We start from the raw sequence: 5,331 nt of genomic DNA on the forward strand, positions 1-5,331 counted from the left end.
GCATCGTTCCACACAGCGCAAGATCGCCAAGACCCCGGATGATGAAGCGGCGTTGACCGCAGACATCACGGCGCTCGCTCGTAAGTCAGGCCGCTATGGCTATCGTCGTATAACGGCGATGCTGCATCAGGCTGGCTGGATCGTGAACGTCAAGCGGGTCGAACGCATCTGGCGACGGGAGGGGCTGAGAGTGCCTCAGAAGCAACCGAAGCGCGGCCGGCTGTGGTTGAACGACAGTTCGTGCGTCCGGCTTCGACCGGAATACCCCAACCATGTCTGGTCCTACGACTTCGTCGAGGATCGCACGCACAACGGCAGGAAAATCCGCATGCTCAACGTGATCGACGAGTTCACGCGAGAATGTATCGCCATCAGGGTGGAGAGAAAGCTGAAGGCCATCGACGTCATCGACGTGCTTTCCGACCTCTTCATCCTAAGGGGCATCCCGACGCACATTCGTTCCGACAACGGCCCGGAGTTCATCGCCAAGGCACTCCGGGAGTGGGTCGCAGCAGTCGGTGCCAAAACCGCCTACATCATGCCGTGAAGCCCATGGGAAAACGGCTATTGCGAAAGCTTCAACTCGAAGCTGCGTGACGAACTGCTCAACGGCGAAATCTTCTATACGCTCAAGGAGGCAAAGATCATCATCGAAAACTGGAGACAGCATTACAACACAGTGCGACCCCACTCGTCGCTGGGCTACAAGCCACCGGCACCCGAAGCAGCTGTCTGGCCCCGCCAAAATGGACCGGCATCAACACCGGCGGTGGTCAGCAGACCGAGCATGCACTAACATTCCAAACGGATCACCTCGTGGGGGCAGACCACATTGCGAGAACGTTCTTCATAGCGGACGCTACATTCGCCGAGATGAGTTTTTATGGATACCTGAATGGCCGGCGCCTGGCTCGGATTGGGTCTTGGCTATTCATGGGGATGATCGGCATCATTCTGGCAAGCTAATCAATTTTTCGCCGTTTTAACTGCTCTTGTACTTGCCGTTTACGTAGTAGTTATGTTGTTCTTCATTGGCCTCGCGGCTTACGACGCGTGGGGTTTAAGGATGTTTATGTGGAAAGTGATTGGGATGGAGCTGCATCAAAGAAGGCCTTAGTCAGTGAACCGACATCGAATAACGATGTACACTATTTTTATGTCTTGAAGGGCAGCAACGTTAACGTTCAATCTATCCAATAACATTATTCTTCCCAGAAAGGGCAAAATTGTGAGCTACAAATCAATACTGGTGCAGCTCGATCTCGACGGTTCTGCAGCATCCCGTCTTATCTTTGCGTGGAATCTCGCGTCTCGCTTCAACGCCAATCTAATCGCATTTGCGGCTGTGAGACCCTTCCCAGGCACGCCTACAGGCTTCCAAGGTCTCGATGCTGCCGACGCAATTCGAAAATGTGTCGAAGAAACCGAGCGGCAACTGCAGACTATCGAAAGACAAGTACAAACAATTACACAAGGCAGCAACCGCGCCTCCTGGCGCGGACTAATAGGCGACCCAACGAACTTCCTGACGCTGCACGCTCGTGCCGCGGATTTACTGGTTCTCGGAACCCCTGATGCCGATGCGCGTTTTGGCGGACGCTATAGAACCGTTGATTCCGGCAACGTAATCCTCACTGCCGGTCGCCCAGTGCTTTTTGCCCCTATCGATCATGCGCTGTTGAAAGCGGAAAGAATCTTGATCGCGTGGAAGGACACGCGCGAAGCACGCCGAAGCGGGGTCGATGCTATGCCATTTCTCGTTGACGCGGAAGAAGCGACTGTAGCGATGGTCGATGAGAATGACGTGACAGCCACGTCCGAAAGCATCGCGGATGTTGTGCGTTTCCTGCTCGCGCACGGGGTTAAAGCTCGAGGTGAAACACTAGCTCGCGGAAGCAGCGAGGTGGCAGATAGCCTTACGAAAATTGCTGGCGACATGAGAGCGGATCTCATCGTCTCCGGCGGTTACGGTCACCGTCGCCTCCACGAATGGACTTTCGGTGGCGTCACACGAGCCTTGCTGAAACAGACGTCTTTCAGTCGGCTGATGGCAAATTAATCTACAGATATTGGCTGTGCTACTGCACGCAATGATTAACTATTCATGGTAACCAAGGTTGAAAATGCAATCGGATCCAGCCCAAGCCCTCGTCGCTGGAACCACTTACCCCCGACGAAGCGGTTCGTGGCGAATTTCTCGTTCGCCGGATCGATGAAACGAAACGGTCTGATTTTTAGTTATCAAATCCTTCTATACAGGACCGGAAAGCATCAGTCCATCTTGGGTACACCAGAAACAGACCAATTATTGTGAGGCCAGAGCTCCTAAGCCCTGGTGGCGCAGCAAAAACTTCGTGAGGAATTCACCCTTCTTCATCGAAAACTTCTGTCGATTGTAAAGAATGATGACGCTTGCAGACGGTTAATGACAATTCCCGGTATTGGTCCTGTGGTATCCCTTGCTTTCGCCCGTACCATTGATCCTCCGGTACGGGTTGCAAATTCGAAAGCCGTTGGATCAGCACTTGGGCTGAAACCCAAGCTCAATCAATCGGGAGAGAGTGATCGTGTAGGACGAATATCCAAGTGCGGCGACGGTATGATGCGAACCCTACTTTATGAAGCGGCTCAAACAATGCTTACACGCTGCAAGAAATGGTCATGGCTCAAGGCTTGGGCGATGAACGTTGCCAAACGCCGAGGATATCAAAAAGCTGTTGTCGCTCTGGCACGGCGATTGGCCGTGATCATGCATCGGATGTGGTCCGATAAAACGTAAGCCCACGGTGAAGGCCGTCTTGCGATGACGGCCTTCTGACTGCCAGTCCTAGTGGTAACACTAGGAGTAGTCATATGACGAAGCATTCAATTGAGGTGATCACGTCCGTGGAGCGCCGTCGGCGCTGGTCACGCGAAGATAAAGAGCGCCTCGTCGCTGCCTGCTTTAAGGCGGACGCGGTAGTCTCCGAGATTGCCCGCGCGGCCGGCATCCATGTCAGCCAGTTGTTCCGTTGGCGCAAAGAGCTTTGCCGGATCGAGGAGCCAAGGTCTGATACGGCGACTTTGGTGCCGGTGATCGTATCCGAGGCCGCTTCGACAGTCTCTCCCGTTCAGCTGGAAGCGCCCACCACATCCCATCTTCGTCGGAAGCGCAGCGATGTAACGATCGAGCTCGGCCGGGGCCGTCGGGTCCGCGTGGATAGTGATATTGACACGGACGCGCTTGGCCGGATTCTCGATTGCGTATTGGGTCTGCGATGATCCCGGTTCCTGTTGGCGTGAAGGTCTGGCTGGCCACGGGCTATACGGACATGCGCAAGGGCTTCCCCGGTCTGTCGTTGATGGTGCAGGAGGCGCTGAAGCGTGACCCGATGTGTGGACACCTGTTCGTATTCCGCGGCCGCGGCGGTGGCCTGATCAAGGTGATCTGGCATGACGGCCAGGGCGCTTGCCTGTTCACGAAGAAGCTGGAGCGTGGCCGCTTCATCTGGCCATCAGCGGCCGATGGCACGGTGGTGATCACACCTGCGCAGCTCGGTTATCTGCTGGAAGGTATCGACTGGCGGATGCCGCAAAAGACCTGGCGGCCGACGTCGGCCGGATGAGCAAAAACACTGGAATGATGGGGTCAAATATGATTCCATCCTGTCATGAGCGACGCGACCGAAGAGCTTCCGGACGACCTTGCCAGTGCCCTTGCACTGCTGGCCCAGGAACGCGCTCGACGTGTTACAGCCGAAGCAGAAGCGGCAACCGCCAAGGCAGAAGCCGCCAGTGCAAAGGCACTCGTATCGCATTCCGAAGCGCTGATCGCTCGGCTGAAGCTGGAGATCGACAAGGTCCGCCGTGAACTCTACGGCAGCCGGTCCGAGCGCAAGGCGCGGCTCCTGGAGCAGATGGAACTGCAACTCGAGGAATTGGAAGCGGACGCCGGTGAAGATGAACTGGCCGCGGAGATCGCAGCCAAAGCTTCAACCGTCAAAGCCTTCGAGCGCAGGCGTCCGTCACGCAAGCCCTTTCCCGAACATCTGCCACGCGAGCGCATCGTCATCGCCGCTCCCGCCAATTGCGCCTGCTGCGGATCGGCCAAATTGTCGAAGCTTGGCGAGGACATCACCGAGACCCTGGAGGTCATCCCGCGCCAGTGGAAGGTCATCCAGACGGTACGGGAGAAGTTTACCTGTCGCGAGTGCGAGAAGATCACGCAGCCACCGGCTCCCTTCCATGTAACGCCACGCGGCTTTGCCGGGCCAAACCTGCTGGCGATGATCCTGTTCGAGAAGTTTGCCCAGCACCAGCCGCTCAATCGTCAGAGCGAACGCTATGCTCGTGAGGGCGTCGACCTTAGTTTATCGACGCTTGCAGATCAGGTCGGAGCTTGCGCCGCGACGTTGAAGCCACTTCATTGTCTGATCGAAGCGCATGTTCTTGCCGCTGAGCGCCTGCATGGTGACGACACGACAGTGCCGATCCTGGCCAAGGGAAAGACCGATACGGGCCGCATCTGGACTTATGTCCGGGATGATCGGCCGTTCGGAGGCCTCTCACCGCCGGCCGCCCTTTATTATGCCTCGCGGGATCGACGGCAGGAGCATCCGGAGCGCCACCTGAAGACCTTCACCGGTATTCTGCAGGCGGACGCCTATGGTGGCTACAATCCGCTGTTCAAGGGTGATCGCGATCCAAATCCGCTGACCCAGGCACTCTGTTGGGCACACGCGCGTCGCAAGTTCTTCGTGCTCGCAGACATTAATGCGAACGCCAAGCGTGGAAAGAACGCCGCGCCGATCTCGCCTATGGCGCTCGAAGCCGTCAAACGGATCGACGGCCTGTTCGATATCGAGCGGGAGATCAACGGGCTTACGGCCGATCAACGCCTGGAACGTCGCCGCAAGGAAAGCCTGCCGCTCGTCGACGATCTGCATGCTTGGCTTCAAACCGAGCGTGCAAAACTGTCGCGCAGTTCTCCGGTCGCCGAGGCGATCGATTACATGCTCAAGCGATGGGATGGCTTCACGTCATTCCTGGAGGATGGCCGGATTTGCCTGACGAACAACGCCGCCGAGCGAGCGCTCAGAGGCTTTGCGCTCGGCAGAAAGTCGTGGCTCTTCGCCGGATCAGACCGCGGTGCAGATCGTGCAGCCTTCATGGCCACGCTAATCATGACGGCAAAGCTCAACGACATCGATCCGCCGGCGTGGCTGGCCGACGTTCTTGCCCGCATCGCCGACACGCCGATTATCAGGCTGGAGCAGTTGCTTCCGTGGAATTGGACGCCGCCGACCGTCAACGCTCAAGCTGCCTGACCTGCGGCCTCCACCGGAGGCTGAC

The 5,331-nt window shown here is 57.1% G+C and carries 5 protein-coding genes and 2 pseudogenes; all 7 read left to right on the forward strand.

Annotated features, from left to right (window positions below; genetic code table 11):
- Positions 1 to 796, forward strand: a pseudogene (locus tag ACTJKP_RS26095) (IS3 family transposase); the annotation flags it as partial.
- A gap of 20 nt (positions 797 to 816) precedes the next feature.
- Positions 817 to 966: a Bax inhibitor-1 family protein gene (locus ACTJKP_RS26100; RefSeq protein WP_440632741.1), complete on the forward strand. Its 150-nt coding sequence runs from the start codon at positions 817 to 819 to the stop codon at positions 964 to 966.
- Positions 967 to 1,228: 262 nt separating this feature from the next.
- Positions 1,229 to 2,059 (forward strand): universal stress protein, encoded by an 831-nt coding sequence (locus ACTJKP_RS26105; protein WP_440632742.1) that lies wholly within the window; start codon positions 1,229 to 1,231, stop codon positions 2,057 to 2,059.
- 273 nt (positions 2,060 to 2,332) lie between these two features.
- Positions 2,333 to 2,779: pseudogene (locus tag ACTJKP_RS26110) on the forward strand (transposase); the annotation flags it as partial.
- 74 nt (positions 2,780 to 2,853) lie between these two features.
- On the forward strand, positions 2,854 to 3,261 hold the full coding sequence (gene tnpA, locus ACTJKP_RS26115; protein WP_440632462.1) for an IS66-like element accessory protein TnpA: 408 nt from the start codon (positions 2,854 to 2,856) through the stop codon (positions 3,259 to 3,261).
- Entirely contained in the window at positions 3,240 to 3,605 is a 366-nt protein-coding gene (gene tnpB / locus ACTJKP_RS26120) for an IS66 family insertion sequence element accessory protein TnpB (RefSeq protein WP_440632461.1), read from the forward strand. The genes tnpA and tnpB overlap by 22 nt, the downstream gene beginning before the upstream one ends.
- 45 nt (positions 3,606 to 3,650) lie before the next feature.
- Positions 3,651 to 5,306: an IS66-like element IS66 family transposase gene (locus ACTJKP_RS26125; RefSeq protein WP_440632460.1), complete on the forward strand. Its 1,656-nt coding sequence runs from the start codon at positions 3,651 to 3,653 to the stop codon at positions 5,304 to 5,306.
- Positions 5,307 to 5,331 lie beyond the last annotated feature (25 nt).

The organism is Brucella sp. 22210, assembly GCF_052045675.1.
GTDB lineage: Bacteria > Pseudomonadota > Alphaproteobacteria > Rhizobiales > Rhizobiaceae > Brucella.

What these genes read in the sequence shown, in the direction of transcription:
- tnpA (WP_440632462.1), top strand. Translation starts at nt 2,854, where the DNA reads ATGACGAAGCATTCAATTGAGGTGATCACGTCCGTGGAGCGCCGTCGG.
- ACTJKP_RS26125 (WP_440632460.1), top strand. Translation starts at nt 3,651, where the DNA reads ATGAGCGACGCGACCGAAGAGCTTCCGGACGACCTTGCCAGTGCCCTT.